This window comes from Pseudomonas sp. PvP009 (genome assembly GCF_017832995.1).
Taxonomy (GTDB): Bacteria; Pseudomonadota; Gammaproteobacteria; order Pseudomonadales; family Pseudomonadaceae; genus Aquipseudomonas; species Aquipseudomonas syringae.
Map to the genome: position 1 here is coordinate 645,833 of NZ_JAFIBG010000001.1, position 18,267 is coordinate 664,099.

An 18,267-nucleotide genomic window follows, 5' to 3' on the forward strand; every position below is an offset into this window, starting at 1 on the left:
CAAAGCAGGCATAATACCGCGCCCGACGGGGTACAAGTGCTCTAATCAACGTCCGTTTCCAGCCAGTTCACATCGGGTGACCCATTGAACGAGCAGCAGTCCGCTCGCACATCCTCTGCAACGCTACGCCCCTCGGCCTGTCCGGGGTTGCTGCGTATCGTCCCGGCACTGGACGGCGGAATCTGCCGGATCAAGCTGGCGGGCGGGGTGATCAGCAGTGCGCAGGCCATGGCCGTCGCCGAGGCTGCGCGCACCTATGCACACGGCGTTATTGAAGCCACCAACCGCGCCAACCTGCAGATTCGCGGGATTGGTGCTGATCATGACGGTTTGATCAGTGCCTTGATGGCGGCAGGGCTCGGCCCCGCCAACCCGGCCAGCGACGATGTGCGCAACCTGATGCTTAGCCCGACGGCCGGGCTGGACCCGCAGATGCTCTTCGATGCCCGGCCGCTGGCGGCGCAGATTCTCGACGCGCTGGAACATCACCCGCGTTTTCATGAGCTGTCCCCCAAGTTCGCCCTGTCGCTGGACGCTGGCGAAGCGCTGGTCATGCTCGAACACCCGCACGACGTGTGGCTGTCGGCGCTGAAATTCGATAACGAAGTGTTGCTGGCGTTCGGGCTGGCCGGCTGCCCGGCCCATGATCGACCGCTGGCCGCTGTTCCTGTGGCTGAGGGCAAGACGCTGGTTGTCGCGCTGCTGGAGCTGTTTCTCGACCTGGCCCGTCCCGAGCACACCCGGATGCGGCACCTGCTGGCCGAGGTATCGACCGCCGATATGCTGCACGAGCTGTCGACCCGGTCCGGCTGCACAGTGCGGACCGATAAGGCGATCACCGATTGGCAGCGTCCGGCCATTCAGGGCACTCGGCATATCGGTGTTTATCCACAGGCTCAGCCGAATCAGGTGGCGGTGGGCGCTGCAGTACCGTTGGGGCGTCTCGATGCGGCGATGCTTTCCAGCGTGGCGCAACTGGCGGCGGATCAGGGCGACGGCACGCTGCGCCTGACGCCCTGGCAAAGCCTGTTGCTGCCCAACGTGCCGGTCGAGCGCGCGGCAGCGGTGCTGGGCGCGTTGCAGGCATCGGGCTTCGTCGGGGCGGCCGGGCAACCGCTGGCGCAGATGCTCGCCTGTACCGGTTCTGCCGGGTGCGCCAAGGGGCTGGCCGACACCAAGGCCGACGCCCTGCAACTGGCTGCCGGACTGGCTACCGGCCAGGCGGTGCACTTGAGCGGCTGCACGCGTTCCTGCGCCGCCGCCCACGTAGCGCCAGTGACCTTGCTGGCTGTCGCGCCGGGCCGTTACGATCTTTATTTTCGCGATACAGCGCATGCCGGTTTCGGCGTGCTGCGCGCGCGCAACCTTACTATTGAAGCAGTCGGTGCGCAGTTGAACGCCGGCTCACGGAGCAACATGCATGATTGATTACATCCGCGATGGTCAGGAGATATATCGCAACTCTTTCTCGATCATTCGCGCCGAAGCGCGTCTTGACACGATCCCTGCCGACCTGGAAAAACTCGCTGTGCGCGTGATCCATGCCTGCGGGATGGTCGAAGTCATCGAAGACCTGCGCTTCTCGCCGGGTGCCGGTGCTGCCGGGCGCAACGCTCTGGCCGCCGGAGCGTCGATCCTGTGCGATGCGCGGATGGTCTCCGAAGGCATCACCCGCACCCGTCTGCCCGCCAATAACCCGATCATCTGCACCTTGCATGATGAAGGCGTACGGGAAATGGCCCTGGAGCTGGGCAATACGCGTTCTGCGGTGGCGCTCGAGTTGTGGCGTCCGCACCTGGAAGGCAGCGTGGTGGTCATCGGCAACGCGCCGACCGCGCTGTTCTACCTGTTGGAAATGCTCGATGCCGGTGCGCCGAAGCCTGCGCTGATTCTCGGTTTTCCGGTCGGCTTTGTCGGCGCCGCCGAGTCCAAGGCGATGCTTGCCGCCGATAGCCGCGGCGTGCCGTTCGTGATCATGCAGGGCCGTCGTGGCGGCAGCGCCATGGCCGTGGCCGCTGTCAACGCACTGGCCACGGAGATCGAATGATGCAGGCACGCGGTCGATTGATTGGCCTGGGCGTCGGTCCTGGCGACCCGGAGCTGATCACTGTCAAGGCCCTGCGCCTGCTGCGCGAGTCGCCGGTGGTGGCGTATTTCGTGGCCAAGGGTAAAAAGGGCAACGCCTTCGGCATCATCGAAGCGCATCTGCAGGACGTTCAGACCCTGATGCCGCTGGTCTACCCGGTTACCACCGAGGCATTGCCGGCGACACTGTCCTACGAAAAGCTCATCAGCGACTTTTACGACGAATCCAGCCGGCACATTGCCGCGCACCTGGACGCCGGACGCGATGTGGCGGTGATCTGCGAAGGCGATCCGTTTTTCTATGGCTCCTACATGTACCTGCACGATCGTCTGGCCGAGCATTACGACGCTGAAGTGATTCCGGGCGTGTGCTCGATGCTCGGCGGTGCTTCGGTGCTGGGCGCGCCGCTGGTGTATCGCAATCAGAGCCTGTCGGTGCTGTCCGGTGTGCTGTCCCACGATGACCTGAAACGCAAGCTGGCCGATGCCGACGCGGCGGTGATCATGAAACTGGGGCGCAACTTCCACAAGGTCCGCGAAGTGCTGATCGAACTGGGGATGGCCGGGCGTGCGCTGTATGTCGAGCGCGCCACGATGAGCAACCAGAAAATCGTTCCGCTGGATCAGGTCGACCCGACGTCGTCTCCCTATTTTTCGTTGATTATCGTCCCTGGCGACAGGTGGCAAGGCTAATGACCTCCATGACTCCGGCCATCGTCATTCTCGGCAATGGCAGCCTTGCTACCGCGCGGCGCATTCAACAGCTGTTTCCCGATGCGCTGATTCATGGCCTGGCCGAGCGCGTGCAGGGTGCCGACCGTACTTACAGTGAGTTCGGCGCGACGCTGCGCCAGTTGTATCAACAGAACACGCCGATCATCGCCCTTTGTGCGGCCGGTATCGTTATTCGCACCCTGGCCGCCGTGCTGCTGGAGAAGGGCGCCGAACCGCCGGTGCTCGCTGTGGCCGAAGACGGCAGCGCCGTGGTGCCGCTGCTCGGCGGCCTTGGCGGGGTGAATGTTCTGGCGCGCAGCATCGCCAGCGGGCTTGGCGTTGCGCCGTCGATCACTACCAGCGGCGAGCTGCGTTTCGGCACCTGCCTGCTCAATCCGCCAAGCGGCTATGCGCTGGGCGATCTGGAGCTGGGCAAGCGTTTCGTTTCCGACCTGCTATCCGGTGAACCCGTGCGCATCGAGGGCCAAGCCCCGTGGCTGGCTCAGGCGCAACTGCCCGAAGATCCACAGGCGGCGCTGGCCATCCATGTCGGCAGTGCCCTGCGCGAGCCTTCACCCCATGAATTGCTGATCTACCCGCGTAATGTGCTGGTTGCGCTGACTGACCTCACTGACCAACTGGTTGAGCACGTGCGCTCGGCCCTGCGCGAAGCACGTATCGCCGGGCAGTCTCTGGCCTGTCTGCTGGCTGCCGAGGAGCAGATGGCCAATCCGCACCTGCACAAGGCTGCCGCCGAGCTGGACGTTGCGGTGCGATTCGTCAGCGCCGCTGCGGCCAGCGAGATGGCCATGAAGGCTGTGCCGCAGCTGTTGCCACCGCTCTGCGTCGACGCCCACACAGCGATTGCTGTCGCGGCGCAACCGCTGGAGGTGCAGAGCATCGGTCGCGGACGTGGCCGCGTTGCAGTCATTGGCCTGGGCCCTGGCGCAGCAGATCTGATGGTGCCTGCGGTCAAGGCCGAACTGGCACGTGCCAACGATGTGCTGGGCTATGAGACCTATGTGCGCATGGCGGGGCCGTTTCGTGCCGACCAAGTGCTGCACTGCACTGACAATCGCGAAGAAATGCAGCGTGCCCGACATGCCTTCGAGCTTGCTGCTCAAGGCCGCTCGGTGGTCGTGGTGTCGTCCGGTGATCCGGGCGTGTTCGCCATGGCGTCAGCGGTGCTTGAAGCGTTGCATGAGTCGGATAATCCTCACTGGCATGCGGTCGAGCTGGAGATTCTGCCCGGTGTCTCGGCCTCTCTGGCCACCGCAGCCCAGGCCGGTGCGCCGCTGGGGCATGATTTCTGTGTGCTGTCGCTGTCCGACAACCTCAAGCCCTGGGAGATCATCGAAAAGCGTCTGGACCTCGCCTGCCAGGCCGATCTGGCTCTGGCGTTCTACAACCCGATATCGCGCTCCCGACCTTGGCAACTGGGGCGCGCGCTGGAGATTGTCCGCCAGCATCGCATCCCTGCAACGCCCGTGACGCTGGGGCGCGACATCGGCCGTCCTGGCCAGACTCTGAGGGTTATCACGCTCGGCGAGTTGACCCCGGAGCAGGTGGACATGCGCACCATGGTCTTGATCGGCTCTTCCCTGACGTGCACCTTTGCGCGCCACGAAGGCGGCAACTGGGTCTATACGCCGCGTTGGTACGGCAACAAGCCTACAGCGTGAGCTCGCACCCGTGTAATACCAGCTGCTACCTATTGTGGGAAAGTGCTGAAGTGGTGATCTCACTTCAAGCCTGTGAGCCGGTGTTTCGGCTCACAGGCTTGAGCGAATCGGCTCTCTTCAATCTGCGTAGTCTGTAGTCCGACGCCAGAAACCTCACCGGAATGTTCGCTCACCCGCGGTAAACCGGGAGGCAGATGGCGCGTCGAATTTCGCTCTGCGTGTCACGTTCGGCAGCCTGGTGCCCGAAAGCCATCATGGGGCAAACGGGAAGCACCGAAAAAACTGCCTGATTTATTTCGTTAGTCTCGATTCAGTCCACGAGGACTCATGAATTAAAGGACTAATGAAATGACACAGGAAAAAACCATGAACAGCACTGACAACCTCGATTACATCGCCGCCTGCGAGCTGGCTGAATGCCCATCTTCGTTCGGCGCGTACGCGGCGGCGGCCAATCCAGGCTTACTCAAGGCGCGTGACGTCACTGACGCGAAACCCGGCAATGAGGCGGCGGTGGTCGCAGGCAGTCTGCTGGCATTTGCCGCCGGGATGTCGGCGCAGAGCAAGCAGGACGTAATAAATTCCTTTCTGTTTGCCACCCTGGTGGCCAACAAGGCGTTCAGCGCTCAAACCCAGGGTGATCAGTGGTATGACAAATTCAACGAAGTGCTTTCGAAGCTGGGCTGGCTTTCCACTCAGTGGAACTATGCGCGTTATCGTGCCACCCATCAGCGTTTCACGATGGACGAATTGGGTCTGGAGATCCTTGGTTCGGCCATTGCAGCTGCCGCGTTACCTGGGCCTGCATCGCTGCTGATGCTCAAGGTGGCTGGAGATGCAATCGCCGCATTGAGGGCCAAAAAAGAACCCCTGCGCCTGTTCGAGAGCCAGACCAAGGCACATCGTGGCGGTAGCTTCCGTATCGCCTCCTGTATCGAATCCGAGGACAGCATCGTCAGTCTGGCCATGGCAGCGGTCAGTTTTCAGGCTGACAGTGACGTCACCAACGTACTGTTCTGGGAGTGGCAGGACACCAGTGTCCAGACCTGGAAGGGTGAGGACAGCCTGTTGCTCAACACGGCGCTGTATGCGCGCCATCGCGACATGATCCAGCAACGGCTGGACGATAATGCCAGACGTGCGATTGCAGATTTCGAAATCTGACCGGAGTGTTGGCGGAGGCATGGACTGCCTCCGCCTTCGGGATAAAAGGAATTTTCCCATGAAAAAGGAATTGGATGCCGTAGTCGTCAATGCGGGCTGTTTGATGTTTTTCCCCGAACCGCAGCGGGTATCCCTGAAAAACGATGTGCTGGATTCGATGCTGTACGTGCAGTTGGCCGCATCGAAGCAACACTCGAAGTTTGCCGAACCCGAAGAATGGAATGAAACCCGTCTCGCCGCAGCGCAGCGTTTCGGTTGGTTGCCGAGTGCCAACGAACACACCAGCCAGCCTTTGCCGGAAGAGTCTGTCGAAACGGTGTGGAGTTGCATGACGCGTGCGCTCGCCCCCTTCGTGCCAGCCGAGACGCTCCGGCATGCGGAGGCGTTCATGCGTAAGGTGGGCAATCAGTCCTTCACGAACGAAGCGCTTCATCTGCTGCGCAGCCAGACCATACAGAGCGGTTTGAATCATGCGGGCAAGTTGCAGGTCAGCGTGCTTCTGCAACTGGCGTTCGTCGACACCCGGCAGAACCTGAAACTGGCGCAGTTTCAGTTCGCCACACGTCAGCCGTTGTCATCCGGGTTTCTTTTCGAGGTCATCGAGCCGACAAGTGTCTACGGCAACATCGCTGTGACTGTCTATGCAATGCAGCTGTTCGAACAGGTGTATTCGCAGTTTCGCGATGGCATCGACACCGCGCTGTCGAGCAAGCGCGCGGGCCTGATCATGTCGCTTGGGGGCAGTTCAGATGTCTGATCCGGATGAAGCCCTGCTGACGGACGCCGGCCTGCTGTCCTTCGCCCGCAACGTTGAACCTGATTTGCGCCAGAACATAATCGATTGTCTGCACCATGCCCGGCTGGTCGCAGATGATCACCATTCTTCCAGGACGAACTGGCGTGCATGGCTGGAGGCTTACCAGCGCTCGATTGCCGCCACTGGCGGTTTGCGGAGCGCCGGGATCAACGATGCCCGATTGAAAATCCACAGTTTCAGGGATATCGGAAAACTGCAGCTACCCGTGGTCGATAATGCCGGCGAGCTTCGCCAGTTGTACCGCAGTTCGTTCGACAAGTTATTGAGCAGTGATCATGCGGCGAGTTTTTTCAGCAGTTGGTTCACGTCCGGGCGTTCTGAAAGCTTTCAGCTCATGCCATGTGCAATGCGCAGTAAGGACGAAGTGTCGATCCTCCTGTGCAGCTTGCAGATGACCACCCTGGCGCTGCGGCCCGCACATTATTTCTGGCAGATAGTGGGCGGCGAAATGCAGGTGCATGCCGTCGCTACTGCGTTCCGCTTCAGTCGCCAGAGCTTCGAGCCGTTTCGCCAGACTGTGCAGGACGCGCTTGCTGATCGTGCCGCAGCCGAAATCATCAGTCTTTAATAACCTGGAAAAGCCCATGGAAGGGAGTAACGCAAATGAGTGCAGATACAGAGAATGCGGCCTATCTGGGCAATATCCCCAGTATGGTCGCGTTTCTGCCCGGACTTGCGAGCGAGGAGCGCACGGATATTCAGAACGTGCTTCTGGACGCTCAGTTGTTCGCGGGCAGGCAGTTTGATTTCAAGACCCAGTGGGGCAGCTGGATGCATTACTACCGCAGCCGCCTCAAGACGCGCGGCATACAGCAAAAGGGCCTGGTCTTGGGTGACTCACTGGTGGTGAGCAGTGTCGACGATTTATTAGAGGCGACGTTCAAGGTCAGTCATCCCGCGGATCGCAAGCGTCTTAGCGACATGGTGCAGCGTGCGGTTGCTGCAGTGGGGGTCAATCAGGCAGCGGAGTCGTATTTTCAAAACGGCTTGGATCAGGGACGTCTGGGCAGTTTTCAGGTCGTACCCTGCGAAAAGTATGAGTCTGGCAGGATGCTCCTCTTGCTTTGCAGTCTGCACCTGAGCGTTGACGACCATGCGCCAGGAAGACGAAGACTGCTGTTTCACTTCAAGGGCGGCAGTTACATCTTTGACAGCAAGGTGTATGCAACTCACCGTGACGAGGTTATGCGTTATCTGGACGGCAGGGCGCTGGGGCTGGTGCGGTCTGCAAGTATCTGAACCCTGTCTAGGGCAGCAGGTAGCCCCTGATGCCAGTGAAAATGATTTGCGCGGCCAGCGCACAGACAAACAATCCCATCAAGCGGCTGACAATCTGCAAACCCTGATCACCGAGGATTCGTTCGATACGGTTGGAGAGGTAAAGCACGACGCCGACGGTGAGGCTGGCCAGCGCAATACTCAGGATGGCGGTAAGTTTGTCATCCCAGTGGGGCTGGCTGACGCCCATGACCAGCAACGCACCGATCGTGCCGGGGCCGACGGTAAGCGGGATGGTCAAAGGGACGATAGTCACATCCTGCTGGATATTATCGGTCTGCACCGCTGACTTGCCCTGTGCCATGCCCAGTGCCGATATGAACAGCACACTGCCGGCACCAATTCTGAACGCATCCACCGTGATGCCGAATACATCGAAAATAACCCGTCCGAACAGGTAGAGCAGCACGCTGGAAACCAGTGTCGCCAGTGCCACCTTCCAGGCCAGGCGCCGCTGCTCCTTGCGCGAGTGACCTCGCGTGAGGCTGATGAAGCAGGAAAGAACGAAAAACGGGCTGTAAAGCACCAGCATTTTCAGATAGACGCTGAACAACACGTGAAGCATGGCTTCGACTCACAGCAGCAGGTGGATGGCAGCGCCAGTCTATCAGGCCATAGGCCTTTCCCGTTGCTGTCAGTTTTGCCGATAGCGCTCGTCGTCAGCCGTCAGCCCGCGGGCCTTGTCACGGTGCGCCACCCAGTGCTCTACCAGTTCGCGCAACTGGGACAGCTCGATGGGCTTGGCCATGTGGCCGTCCATGCCAGCCTGGCGTGCCCGGTCCTTGTGCTCGGTGAGAATATGCGCGGTCAGTGCAACGACCGGGGTACGTACGCGCTGATTGCCGACTTCCCAGGCGCGCAATTGCTCGGTGGCCGAGAAACCGTCGAGTATCGGCATCTCGCAGTCCATCAACACCAGGTCATAACGCTGCGCCTTCATGGCACGTAACGCTTCCTCACCATTGCTCGCGGTATCGGGGTTGAGGTTGAGCTTGCCGAGCATGCCGCGGATGACCTTGGTCGAAATGCTGTTGTCTTCGGCCACCAGAATCCGGAAGTCGCCAGGGACGTTGACCGGCGGAGTCACGACCGGGCCGGGCTTGTTCGACACGACACCCTTGTTCAACTGGGTCAATTCATCTGCCAACGTGGTCTTGAGCGTGTAGCCTGCTACCGGTTTGGCCAGAATCCGCTTGATGCCGGAGTTGCGCGCGATGATCTTGCTGGGCGCATTGCTGATGCCGGTCAGCATGATCAACAGAATGTCGTGGTTCAGGCTTGGATCTTCCTTGATCTTGGCGGCCAGTTGCATGCCGGTCATGCCCGGCATGTTCTGATCGAGCAGGACGACATCGAAATAGTCGCGCAGGTGCGCCTTGGTTCTGAGCAGGGCCAGGGCCTCCTTGCCGGACGCCACGGCGCTGACATTCAGGCCCCAGGCGCTGCATTGCTGGACCAGCACTTTGCGGCATGTGTCGTTGTCATCGACCACCAGCACCCTGGCATCTTTCAGCGGGCTGTCCAGATCGATGGTCGGCTGTTCAAGCAGCTTTGCGTCCAGCGGCAGGTTCAGCCACAACGTATTGCCTTGCGCACCAGTGTTCTGAATGCCGAATTCGCCATCCATCAGCACGATCAACTGACGAGCGATCACCAGTCCGAGGTGGCCGCCGAGCCGGCTGCTGGCCAGGAAGTTACGGCTGTGCAGTTCGGCGTGCAGCAGCTCTTCGCGCTCTTCATCGGAAAGCGATTCGCCGCTGTCCTGAACCGAAATGCGCAACCGCGTATTGCCGCTTTTCGAGGACTCGAGGGCGACGGCCAGAAGAATTTCACCTTCGTCGGTCTTCTTCAGGGCGTTTTCCAGCAGGCTCAGCAGCGTCTGGCGCAGGCGAGTCGGATCACCGTTGATGACACGCGGCACCTGAGGCTGAATCTGGCTGATCAGCTCGACCTGTTGCTGCTCGGCCTTGGCGCGGAAGATATTCAGGCAGTCCTCGACCAGCGCGCCGATGTCGAACTGCACGTCGTCCAGTTCGATCTGCCCAGACTCAAGCTTGGTGATGTCGAGAATCTCGTTGATCAGCGTCAGCAGTTCGTTACCAGCACTGTGAATGGTCTGCACGTAGTCGCGTTGTTTGACCGACAGCGGGGTGCCGAGCAGCAGTTCGGTCATGCCCAGCACGCCATTCATCGGGGTGCGAATCTCGTGGCTGATCTTCGCCAGGAACTCGGCCTTGGCGTTGATTTCGGCGGTGCTGGCTGCCTGATCGCGGCTGATGCTGAACCGGTCTTCGGTGATGCTGCGATGGCGTTCGCTGAGCGCCAGGCTCATCAGCAGCCCGCTGATGCAAAACACGCTGAGCAGCGCCAGTATCAGCCATTGCGGCGGCACCAGGCTCAGCCACAGCAGGCCGGGCAGGACCACCATGTAGCCGATATTGAAGGTGATCATCCCGAGGACAAACAGGCGCGCCGAGCGATAGCCCTTCTGCCAGTGCCACATCGACACCGCCAGAATGCTCAGGGTGGTCAACGAGACCAGGCCGAACGTCAGGATATTGATCGGCAACTGCTCGTCGAACAGCACCAGCGAGGCGCCGATCCCCATGAGCACCGCGTTGCCCAGCAACAGACGGTCGAGCTTGCGGGCATTGCGGTGGACGAAGAAATAGTAGGTGTAGATCAGTCCTGCGACAGCGGCCAGCAGCAGTGCCAAGTGCGCGCTCGGGGTTTGCGCGATATTCCACGGGTCGATCGGGCGCAGCAGGTTGAGCAGCAGCAGGGCACTGAGCCCGAGTAACGATTCGCAGGCGGCCAGCCACAGATTGCTGCGCGACCGGGTGTGTCCGTAACGCGTCAGGTTCTGCACGATCAGCATGGACAGCGCGCCAAAAAGCAGCCCGAACAGCAACGGCTGGGTCTCGTTGGCGGCGCTTTTTATCGCCGGTTCGAGGGTGATGCTGGGGCGCATTTTCTGTGCAGAGACGAGCTTCAGGTAGATATCCAGAGGGGCCGAGCTTTGCGGAACCGGTAGCAGGAAATCGTTGGACGGCAGTCGCTGATCTTCAATCGGCACGTCATTGCCGGTGCGCACGTGGTCAATCTGTTGATCGCCGTCCATGACATACAGATCGGCGCTGGACAGATCCGGGGCGAAGATGCGCAGGAGTTGTTCGTGCTGGGTCGGTTGCAGGCGGTAATGCAGCCACACGGCACCGCCGCGATCCGCAGCCGTGACACGTTCCAGTTCGGTGGGGCTGAACTGATTCTGATAGCGCGCCGAGCGGATTTCATCCAGCGTCAGGTGGGCCTTTTCGTCGAGCAGCGTCGACCAGCCTGCACCATGCTCGGCCTGCGCCGAAAGCATGAACAGCAGGGTCAGCAGTCCGACGGTTGAGGCTATGGCAATCCTGAGCCCGCGCACAATGAAATCCCTTCGTGAGTGAATGCCTGGTAAAACCGCGAATACCGGACCAACCGGCCAGCCTCTGGTTGAAGAGGCTGGTCCGATCGATTACTCCTGGTCTTCGCCACGCTCACGGGCAATGGCACGGTAGCCAATGTCCTTGCGGTAAAAACACCCTTGCCAGTCGACTTTTGCGGCCAGCGCGTAGGCATTTTCCTGCGCTTTGCCGACGCTGTCACCCAGCGCTGTGGCACACAGTACACGACCACCGCTGGTCACGACACGCTCATCCTGCAAGGCCGTGCCTGCATGGAAAATCTTGCCTTCGAGCTGTGCTGCTGCATCCAGACCCTCGATGACTGCGCCTTTGGCGTAGTCGCCAGGATAGCCTCCGGCGGCCAGCACGATACCCAGGCTCGGGCGCGGGTCCCACTGTGCTTCGATCTTGTCCAGCGCTTGCGCCAGCGCAGCTTCGACCAGCAGTACCAGACTCGATTGCAGGCGCAGCATGACCGGCTGGGTTTCCGGGTCGCCGAAGCGGCAATTGAACTCGATGACTTTCGGGTTACCCGCTTTATCGATCATCAGACCAGCATAGAGGAAGCCGGTGTAAACGTTGCCTTCATCGGCCATGCCCCTGACGGTCGGCCAGATCACCAGGTCCATGACACGTTGATGAACCTCGGCGGTGACCACCGGGGCAGGGGAGTATGCGCCCATGCCGCCGGTATTCGGCCCGCTGTCGCCGTCGCCGACGCGCTTGTGGTCCTGGCTGGTGGCCATGGGCAATACATTCTTGCCGTCGACCATGACAATAAAGCTGGCCTCTTCGCCGTCGAGAAACTCTTCGATGACAACGCGTGAACCGGCGTCGCCAAAGGCGTTGCCAGCCAGCATGTCACGTACGGCGTCTTCGGCTTCTGCCAGGGTCATGGCGACGATAACGCCCTTGCCTGCGGCCAGGCCGTCGGCCTTGATGACAATCGGCGCGCCTTTTTCACGCAGATAGGCCAAGGCAGGCTCGATTTCGGTGAAGTTCTGGTAGTCGGCAGTAGGAATCTTGTGACGCGCCAGGAAGTCCTTGGTAAACGCCTTGGAACCTTCAAGCTGCGCAGCACCGGCGGTCGGGCCGAAGCAGTCCAGGCCACGGCTGCGGAACAGGTCGACGACGCCTGCAACCAAAGGCACTTCAGGGCCGACGATGGTCAGCGCAACGTTTTTTTCAGCGAAATCCGCCAGTTGCTCCAGTGCCAGAACGTCGATGGCCACGTTTTCGCATTTGGCTTCGATCGCCGTGCCCGCATTGCCCGGTGCAACAAACACCGTCTGCACGCGTGGGTCCTGGGCGACTTTCCATGCCAGGGCGTGTTCACGACCGCCGCTGCCAATGATCAAAATATTCAAAACAGACTCCTTTGGAGTAGCTACAAGCTGCAAGTAGAAGCGGGGGCAGCTTGCGTGCAGCTCATGGCGTTGAATGGTTAGTGCGTTAGGCTTTAGCTTGAAGCTTGAAGCTTGCCGCTGCCCTTAGTGCCTGAAATGACGCATGCCGGTGAACACCATCGCGATGCCGGCTTCGTCTGCCGCAGCGATCACTTCATTGTCACGCATCGAGCCGCCTGGCTGGATGACAGCGGTGATGCCGACCTTGGCCGCGTTGTCGATGCCGTCACGGAACGGGAAGAAGGCATCTGAGGCCATGACCGCGCCCTGAACCTGCAGGCCGGCGTGTTCAGCCTTGATGGCAGCGATACGCGCCGAGTTCACGCGGCTCATCTGGCCAGCGCCGACGCCGACTGTCTGGCGGTTGCGGGCGTAGACGATGGCGTTGGACTTGACGTACTTGGCGACTTTCCAGGCGAAGATCAGGTCATGCATTTCCTGTTCTGTCGGCGCCCGCTGGGTGACGACCTTGAGGTCGGCCTCGGTGATCATGCCGATGTCACGGCTCTGTACCAGCAGGCCGCCATTGACGCGTTTGTAGTCCCAGGCAGGCAGACGCTCGCTCCACTGGCCGCTGGTCAGCAGGCGCACGTTGGCTTTGCTGGCGACGATGGCGCGGGCTTCGGCGCTGACGCTCGGTGCGATGATCACTTCGACGAACTGGCGCTCGACGATGGCCTTGGCGGTTGCAGCGTCCAGCTCGCGGTTGAAGGCGATGATGCCGCCAAATGCCGACTCGGAGTCGGTGGCATAGGCCAGTTCATAAGCTTGACGAATGCCGCCTTCATCGTCCGGGCAGACCGCGACACCGCACGGGTTGGCGTGCTTGACGATCACGCAGGCCGGTTTGACGAAGCTCTTGACGCATTCCAGGGCGGCATCGGTATCGGCCACGTTGTTGAACGACAGCTCCTTGCCCTGCAACTGGGTGGCGGTAGCGATACCAACCTCGGCAGGTTTGGCTTCGACATAGAACGCCGCGCTCTGGTGCGGGTTCTCGCCATAGCGCATTTCCTGAGCCTTGACGAACTGGGTGTTGAAGGTGCGCGGGAACTGGCTGCGGCCTTCGGTACTCAGGGTTTCGGCGGTCTGGTCGACGCCGCCCAGGTAGTTGGCGATCATGCCGTCGTAGGCGGCGGTGTGCTCGAATGCCTTGAGCATCAGGTCGAAACGCTGAGCGTAGGTCAGGCCGCCGGCCTTGAGGCTTTCCAGGACCTGGCCGTAATCGCCGGCATTGACCACGATGGCGACGTCCTTGTGGTTCTTCGCTGCAGACCGGACCATGGTCGGGCCGCCGATGTCGATGTTTTCGATGGCGGTCGGCAGGTCGCAGCCCGGCTTGGAAACAGTGGCTTCAAACGGGTACAGATTGACCGCAACCAGATCGATCGGCTTGATGCCATGCTCGGTCATGATGGCGTCGTCTATGCCGCGACGACCCAGAATCCCGCCATGGATCATGGGGTGCAGGGTCTTGACCCGGCCGTCCATCATTTCAGCGAAGCCGGTGTAATCGGCCACTTCGACTGCCGCGACGCCGTTGTCCTTGAGCAGCTTGAACGTACCGCCAGTGGAAAGAATCTCGACGCCCAGCGCTTCAAGCTCGCGGGCAAACTCAAGGATTCCTGTCTTGTCGGATACGCTGATCAGAGCGCGGCGGATCGGCAGGCGGGTAGTCTGGTCGGTCATCTCGATTTCCATCAAAAGCAAAAGAAGTCAGCAAAAAAAAGCGACCGCGGTGCAAGGTCGCCTTTTCTGTTTTGAATGCTTTAAAGCAGATCGTACTGTTTGAGTTTCTTGCGCAGCGTACCGCGATTCAGTCCCAGCAGCTCGGAGGCCTTCGTCTGGTTGCCCTTGACGTAGTTCATCACGCTTTCCAGAAGCGGAGCCTCGACTTCCGACAACACCAGGTTGTAGACGTCAGTGACGGATGCGCCTTCGAGGTGGGCGAAATAATTGTGCAGCGCCTTCTCGACACTTCCGCGCAGGGTCTGACCCTCTTCGCTCGGCGTGTTGAGGTGCTGTTTCAAATTGACGTTGTCGCTCACGGGTGTTGTTCCACTCACTAAAGTCTCGGTCATCATCGTCATGCGGCCACCTCTTTATCATTCTGGTTATCCGGGCCCTTGCAGCCTTGGCTGAAGAACTCCCGGACGTTGGCGCACTGTGCTTCCGTATCTTCCAAACGATTGAAGTGGGCGCGAAACTCTCTGGCGCCCGGCAGGGTTGCGAGATACCAACTGACGTGTTTGCGTGCAATGCGCACGCCCATCACGTCTCCATAGAAAACGTGGAGCGCTGCCAGATGCTCAAGCAGAATGCGTTCCACTTCACTCGACTGCGGCGCCGGCAGTGTTTCTCCGGTCCGCAGGAAGTGTTCTATCTCGCGAAAAATCCAGGGACGCCCCTGTGCGGCCCTGCCAATCAGTAATCCGTCTGCACCGGTGGCCTTCAGCACGTGCCGGGCCTTTTGCGGTGAATCGATGTCGCCATTGGCAAAGACCGGTATCGACACGGCCTGTTTAATCTGGGCGATGGTGTCGTACTCGGCCTCTCCGGTGTACAGGTCGGCACGGGTTCGCCCGTGTACCGCCAGTGCCTGAATGCCTGCCTGCTCGGCAATTTTCGCCACTGTCAGGCCATTTCGGTTGTCACGATCCCATCCGGTGCGGATCTTCAGCGTGACCGGTACATCGACTGCCGCCACGACGGCCTGCAGGATGTCGTTGACCAGTTGCTCATCCTTCAACAGCGCCGAGCCTGCTGCCTTGTTACAGACTTTCTTGGCCGGGCAACCCATGTTGATGTCGATGATCTGGGCGCCCAGTTCGACATTGGCACGTGCTGCGTCTGCCAGCATCTGCGGATCACCACCGGCGATCTGTACCGAGCGCGGCTCGGGATCACCTTCGTGGATCATGCGCAGACGCGATTTGCGGCTGTTCCACAGGCTCATGTCACTGGTGACCATCTCCGAAACCACCAGGCCAGCGCCGAGTCTTCGGCACAGCTGACGGAAAGGCTGGTCGGTGACGCCCGCCATCGGGGCGAGAATCAAGCCGTTTTGCACTGTATATGGGCCGATGCGTACTGCCGACATAGCCTTACCTGTTGTGGAGGCCAAATCATCCGCAGGCCGTGTAAAAAACTGTTTCACCCGGTCTGCAACGGCTCATCCCGCCAGCCGCATGCGCCACCGTCAGATCGAACCGAGAGTTTGAAAAAGGGTTGGCATGATACCCGCTCTCGATGACTGGATAAAGGCTGAATTGGATAAAATCTGAACAGTTATTGCCGGGGCTCGACCACCTCGATAAGAGGGTATTTTGCCGCGAAATTTCTGCGATCGTGCAGCGTTCTTTGATGAAATTTACGTGTAAAGAAGCAGTCTTGACCGACGCTTCGGCGTCGGGCGTGTCATTCCGGCGAGCGGAAGTTCAGGCTGTAGTTCACGGCCTTGGCACCTGGATCAAGGATATCCAGCGCGATATGGATCGGCGTCTGCGGCGGCATCTCTTCCTTGCCGGCCATTTCGCCGCTCAGGTATTCACTGGGCTTGAACCGACGACTGGCAATCAACTGACCGCCGGTATCGGAAAAACGCAACTCCAGCAGGGGAAACGGCTGGGAAAAAGAGGCGCGGTTGTAGATGATCGCGTCGACCACCAAAGCCCCCTGAAACTCCGGGTGACTGCGCACGACCAGGTTGCTGCTCTTGAGCTGGGAAATGTCGACTTTGCTCGGCACCTTGCAGCCAACCTGTGGGCAAATCTGCTGAAACAACGGGCGGTACTGGTCCTGGCGTGCCAGCTGATCGAAGTGATACCAGACGTACTGTCCTGCCAGGCCCGCCAGCGCCAGCACGATCAGCAGACCCCAGGCCAGGCGTCGGCCCCAGCGCGGTTTGGGCCGTTGCCAGTCCAGCTGTAAAGGGTCGTCGGTCAGGTCAAGGAGTGTCTGGTCGCGCACTGCCGGTTCGTTGCGGCTGCGCTTGCCCCGCGGTTCAGGCTCCGGCTCATGGTCGTCGTCTTCATCATCGTCATCCACCGCTGACCAGCGCTCGACCTTCTCGGCAGGCGCGGCCTTGCGCTGGATGATAACTGGCATCGGCGGCTCGTCATCGTCCAGATCCTTGTCCAGTGACAGTGACGGCTCGGTACGTTTGTCGTCCTCCGGCGGCTCCGCAGCTTCTGCAGAGTCGCTATCCGGGATAACTTCTGCATGCAGCTCGGGCAGTTGCTCGACATCGTCGTTATGCAGCGTATCGACCCAGGCAGCCTCATCGCTCTGCCGGCTGTCACGCTTCGCCGTCAGGCTCACAGCGTCGTTGTCGATGTCGCTGACCGGGCGGGCAAAGGTGTCAGGCCTGCGCGTCTCGCGTTGTTCGAGGCGGGCCAGTTCTTCGTCCAGATTGAGATTGTCCAGATCCAGTTCGCTGACCTGCCAGGGATCGTCCTCTTCGGGCGCCTTTTCCGGCTCCGGCTCCGGCTCCGGCTCCGGCTCCGGCACTGGCGTCGGCAGGGGCTCCGGTTCGGGCAGGGCTGCGACCACCGGCGAGGCTGGCAGCGCCTCTTTTTCGGAATCATCGCTTGCGCGTTGCTCGAGCAACTGCCGCGCTGCGTTGAACACCTGCAGGCAGGCGCCACACCGCACCACGCCACGGGCCACGCTCAGTTGAGCGTGACTGACTCTGAAACTGGTCTGGCAGTGCGGGCACTGGGTGACGAAACTGTCGGTCATGCGGCTGTCCGGTTGAAGCGGCGGTTAACGGCGGCGACCCGTGATGCGTACCCAGCCATCTCGGTTAGCGATCGGGTCCAGATCAAAACTGTCAGCATAGGCTGCCGCGACTTCCTCACCCTGTTCGGCAAGGATGCCTGACAGTGCCAGGCGTCCGCCGGCTCTGATCAGGGTAGCCAGTTGCGGCGCCAGGGAAACCAGCGGGCCAGCCAGAATGTTGGCGACCAGCACATCGGCCTGCTGGTGTGGCAGATCCTCGGGCAGGTACAGCGGGAAGCGTTCGGCCGCGATATTGTTGCGTCCGGCATTGTCACGAGAGGCTTCCAGTGCCTGCACGTCGATATCGGTGCCAACGGCCTGTTCGGCACCCAGCAGCAGTGCGGCGATGGCCAGAATGCCCGATCCGCAGCCGAAATCCAGCACGTTGCAGCCTTCGAGGTCCTGGCCGTCCAGCCACTCGAGGCACAGCGCGGTCGTCGGGTGGGTCCCGGTGCCGAAGGCCAGGCCTGGATCGAGCAACAGATTTACGGCATCCGGTTGCGGCGCAGCATGCCAGCTCGGCACGATCCAAAGACGCTTGCCGAAACACATCGGCTGGAAGTTATCCATCCAGCTGCGTTCCCAGTCCTGATCTTCGATGACTTCGGCGCTGTGTTCGGGCAATTCTTCGCCGGTCAGCAGGCTCAGGTGCGCCAGGGCCATCTCGGCGTTGGTGTCGGCTTCGAACAGCGCCAGCAGGTGGGTATGTGTCCACAGCGGTGTGGTATTGAGTTCGGGCTCGAAAATCGGCTGGTCTTCAGCGTCCATGAAGGTCACGGACACGGCGCCGACTTCAAGAAGGGCGTCTTCGTAGGTTTCGGCTTGTTCTGGGCTGATGGCGAGACGGACTTGCAGCCAAGGCATGGCGGATTACCTTCGATTTGGAAATAAGTGCGGCC

16 protein-coding genes are annotated in these 18,267 nt (G+C 60.7%); 8 read left to right on the forward strand and 8 right to left on the reverse strand.

Annotated features, from left to right (window positions below; all coding sequences use genetic code 11):
- Positions 1-84 precede the first annotated feature (84 nt).
- From cobG to JOE29_RS02940, 8 genes are all read left to right on the forward strand, one after another.
- A complete protein-coding gene (gene cobG / locus JOE29_RS02905) occupies positions 85-1,428 on the forward strand; it encodes a precorrin-3B synthase (protein WP_210078774.1) in 1,344 nt (447 codons plus the stop codon).
- The gene (locus JOE29_RS02910) at positions 1,421-2,047 is read left to right on the forward strand and encodes a precorrin-8X methylmutase (RefSeq protein ID WP_058447345.1); all 627 of its coding nucleotides are present in this window, start codon (positions 1,421-1,423) and stop codon (positions 2,045-2,047) included. Before cobG ends, JOE29_RS02910 begins: the two co-directional genes overlap by 8 nt.
- Entirely contained in the window at positions 2,047-2,778 is a 732-nt protein-coding gene (locus JOE29_RS02915) for a precorrin-2 C(20)-methyltransferase (protein ID WP_003313952.1), read from the forward strand. The genes JOE29_RS02910 and JOE29_RS02915 overlap by 1 nt, the downstream gene beginning before the upstream one ends.
- Positions 2,778-4,481: a precorrin-3B C(17)-methyltransferase gene (gene cobJ / locus JOE29_RS02920; protein WP_004415976.1), complete on the forward strand. Its 1,704-nt coding sequence runs from the start codon at positions 2,778-2,780 to the stop codon at positions 4,479-4,481. Before JOE29_RS02915 ends, cobJ begins: the two co-directional genes overlap by 1 nt.
- A 348-nt stretch (positions 4,482-4,829) precedes the next feature.
- The gene (locus JOE29_RS02925) at positions 4,830-5,645 is read left to right on the forward strand and encodes a hypothetical protein (protein ID WP_003391886.1); all 816 of its coding nucleotides are present in this window, start codon (positions 4,830-4,832) and stop codon (positions 5,643-5,645) included.
- 58 nt (positions 5,646-5,703) lie between these two features.
- Positions 5,704-6,402, forward strand: coding sequence for a hypothetical protein (locus JOE29_RS02930; RefSeq protein ID WP_044312237.1), 699 nt, complete (start codon positions 5,704-5,706; stop codon positions 6,400-6,402).
- Positions 6,395-7,030, forward strand: coding sequence for a hypothetical protein (locus tag JOE29_RS02935; protein ID WP_210078775.1), 636 nt, complete (start codon positions 6,395-6,397; stop codon positions 7,028-7,030). The genes JOE29_RS02930 and JOE29_RS02935 overlap by 8 nt, the downstream gene beginning before the upstream one ends.
- A 35-nt stretch (positions 7,031-7,065) precedes the next feature.
- On the forward strand, positions 7,066-7,701 hold the full coding sequence (locus tag JOE29_RS02940; RefSeq protein WP_116816997.1) for a hypothetical protein: 636 nt from the start codon (positions 7,066-7,068) through the stop codon (positions 7,699-7,701).
- A 7-nt stretch (positions 7,702-7,708) separates the two neighbouring features.
- On the opposite strand, the gene JOE29_RS02945 is transcribed toward JOE29_RS02940, so the two are convergent.
- From JOE29_RS02945 to prmA, 8 genes are all read right to left on the reverse strand, one after another.
- Positions 7,709-8,305: a MarC family protein gene (locus JOE29_RS02945; RefSeq protein ID WP_003313945.1), complete on the reverse strand. Its 597-nt coding sequence runs from the start codon at positions 8,303-8,305 to the stop codon at positions 7,709-7,711.
- A 69-nt stretch (positions 8,306-8,374) separates the two neighbouring features.
- Positions 8,375-11,164, reverse strand: coding sequence for a hybrid sensor histidine kinase/response regulator RetS (retS, locus tag JOE29_RS02950; RefSeq protein ID WP_016569066.1), 2,790 nt, complete (start codon positions 11,162-11,164; stop codon positions 8,375-8,377).
- A 90-nt stretch (positions 11,165-11,254) separates the two neighbouring features.
- On the reverse strand, positions 11,255-12,550 hold the full coding sequence (purD, locus tag JOE29_RS02955; RefSeq protein WP_057406076.1) for a phosphoribosylamine--glycine ligase: 1,296 nt from the start codon (positions 12,548-12,550) through the stop codon (positions 11,255-11,257).
- Between the two features lie 123 nt (positions 12,551-12,673).
- Entirely contained in the window at positions 12,674-14,278 is a 1,605-nt protein-coding gene (gene purH / locus JOE29_RS02960) for a bifunctional phosphoribosylaminoimidazolecarboxamide formyltransferase/IMP cyclohydrolase (protein ID WP_003341009.1), read from the reverse strand.
- Between the two features lie 80 nt (positions 14,279-14,358).
- Entirely contained in the window at positions 14,359-14,679 is a 321-nt protein-coding gene (fis, locus tag JOE29_RS02965; RefSeq protein WP_002555375.1) for a DNA-binding transcriptional regulator Fis, read from the reverse strand.
- The gene (dusB, locus tag JOE29_RS02970) at positions 14,676-15,689 is read right to left on the reverse strand and encodes a tRNA dihydrouridine synthase DusB (protein ID WP_074951422.1); all 1,014 of its coding nucleotides are present in this window, start codon (positions 15,687-15,689) and stop codon (positions 14,676-14,678) included. The genes fis and dusB overlap by 4 nt, the downstream gene beginning before the upstream one ends.
- 317 nt (positions 15,690-16,006) lie before the next feature.
- The gene (locus JOE29_RS02975; protein WP_210078776.1) at positions 16,007-17,329 is read right to left on the reverse strand and encodes a DUF3426 domain-containing protein; all 1,323 of its coding nucleotides are present in this window, start codon (positions 17,327-17,329) and stop codon (positions 16,007-16,009) included.
- 24 nt (positions 17,330-17,353) lie between these two features.
- The gene (prmA, locus tag JOE29_RS02980; RefSeq protein WP_004415992.1) at positions 17,354-18,232 is read right to left on the reverse strand and encodes a 50S ribosomal protein L11 methyltransferase; all 879 of its coding nucleotides are present in this window, start codon (positions 18,230-18,232) and stop codon (positions 17,354-17,356) included.
- Positions 18,233-18,267: the final 35 nt, after the last annotated feature.

Bases quoted from the DNA above. Each gene is read 5' to 3' on its own strand.
- JOE29_RS02910 (WP_058447345.1), top strand. From the start codon at position 1,421: ATGATTGATTACATCCGCGATGGTCAGGAGATATATCGCAACTCTTTC.
- JOE29_RS02915 (WP_003313952.1), top strand. From the start codon at position 2,047: ATGCAGGCACGCGGTCGATTGATTGGCCTGGGCGTCGGTCCTGGCGAC.
- cobJ (WP_004415976.1), top strand. From the start codon at position 2,778: ATGACCTCCATGACTCCGGCCATCGTCATTCTCGGCAATGGCAGCCTT.
- JOE29_RS02925 (WP_003391886.1), top strand. From the start codon at position 4,830: ATGACACAGGAAAAAACCATGAACAGCACTGACAACCTCGATTACATC.
- JOE29_RS02930 (WP_044312237.1), top strand. From the start codon at position 5,704: ATGAAAAAGGAATTGGATGCCGTAGTCGTCAATGCGGGCTGTTTGATG.
- JOE29_RS02935 (WP_210078775.1), top strand. From the start codon at position 6,395: ATGTCTGATCCGGATGAAGCCCTGCTGACGGACGCCGGCCTGCTGTCC.
- JOE29_RS02940 (WP_116816997.1), top strand. From the start codon at position 7,066: ATGAGTGCAGATACAGAGAATGCGGCCTATCTGGGCAATATCCCCAGT.
- JOE29_RS02945 (WP_003313945.1), bottom strand. From the start codon at position 8,305: ATGCTTCACGTGTTGTTCAGCGTCTATCTGAAAATGCTGGTGCTTTAC.
- purH (WP_003341009.1), bottom strand. From the start codon at position 14,278: ATGACCGACCAGACTACCCGCCTGCCGATCCGCCGCGCTCTGATCAGC.
- fis (WP_002555375.1), bottom strand. From the start codon at position 14,679: ATGACGATGATGACCGAGACTTTAGTGAGTGGAACAACACCCGTGAGC.
- dusB (WP_074951422.1), bottom strand. From the start codon at position 15,689: ATGTCGGCAGTACGCATCGGCCCATATACAGTGCAAAACGGCTTGATT.
- JOE29_RS02975 (WP_210078776.1), bottom strand. From the start codon at position 17,329: ATGACCGACAGTTTCGTCACCCAGTGCCCGCACTGCCAGACCAGTTTC.
- prmA (WP_004415992.1), bottom strand. From the start codon at position 18,232: ATGCCTTGGCTGCAAGTCCGTCTCGCCATCAGCCCAGAACAAGCCGAA.